Origin of the sequence: Aggregatibacter sp. oral taxon 458 str. W10330 (assembly GCF_000466335.1) — a bacterium.
GTDB lineage: Bacteria > Pseudomonadota > Gammaproteobacteria > Enterobacterales > Pasteurellaceae > Aggregatibacter.
On sequence record NZ_KE952588.1, the window covers coordinates 1 to 1,174 of the forward strand.

The 1,174-nt window shown below is 44.8% G+C and carries 1 protein-coding gene; it reads right to left on the reverse strand.

Going from position 1 to position 1,174, the window contains the following annotated elements; genetic code table 11:
• The coding region (gene tuf, locus HMPREF9065_RS09175) for an elongation factor Tu (RefSeq protein ID WP_021615146.1) at positions 1–1,174 on the reverse strand (1,174 nt) is incomplete at both ends.

The window sequence follows — 1,174 nt, forward strand, 5'->3', positions numbered from 1 at the left end:
ATTTTAGCTACCACGCCAGCGCCTACTGTACGGCCACCTTCACGGATAGCGAAACGTAAACCTTGGTCCATCGCGATTGGGTGGATTAAGGATACAGTCATTTTAATGTTGTCGCCAGGCATTACCATTTCCACGCCTTCCGGTAATTCGATAGTACCGGTTACGTCAGTTGTACGGAAATAGAATTGTGGACGGTAACCTTTGAAGAATGGAGTATGACGACCACCTTCTTCTTTGGATAATACGTACACTTCAGATTCGAAGTCTGTGTGTGGAGTAATTGAACCCGGTTTCGCTAATACTTGACCACGTTCGATTTCTTCACGTTTTGTACCACGTAATAATGCACCGATGTTTTCACCTGCACGACCTTCGTCAAGTAATTTACGGAACATTTCAACACCGGTTACGGTTGTTTTCGCAGTTGGTTTGATACCTACGATTTCAACTTCATCACCAGTACGGATGATACCACGCTCTACACGACCGGTTACTACTGTACCACGACCGGAAATAGAGAACACGTCTTCAATTGGAAGAAGGAACGGTTGGTCGATTGCACGCTCAGGTTCAGGAATGTAAGTATCCAATGCTTGAGCTAATTCAAGGATTTTTTCTTCCCATTCTGCTACGCCGTTTAACGCTTGTAATGCAGAACCACGAATGATTGGTGTATCATCACCCGGGAAGTCATATTGAGAAAGAAGTTCACGAACTTCCATTTCAACTAATTCTAATAACTCTTCGTCATCTACCATGTCGCATTTGTTTAAGAATACGATGATGTAAGGTACACCTACTTGGCGACCTAATAAGATGTGCTCACGAGTTTGTGGCATAGGACCATCAGTTGCTGCTACTACTAAGATAGCACCATCCATTTGCGCCGCACCGGTAATCATGTTTTTAACATAGTCGGCGTGTCCCGGACAGTCAACGTGTGCGTAGTGACGGGTTGGTGTGTCGTATTCAACGTGGGAAGTGTTGATGGTGATACCACGCGCTTTTTCTTCCGGCGCGTTATCGATTTGGTCGAATGCACGAGCTGCACCACCATAGTGTTTTGCTAATACGGTAGTAATTGCTGCTGTTAAAGTGGTTTTACCATGGTCAACGTGGCCGATTGTACCCACGTTAACGTGCGGTTTTGTACGTTCAAATTTTTCTTTAGACA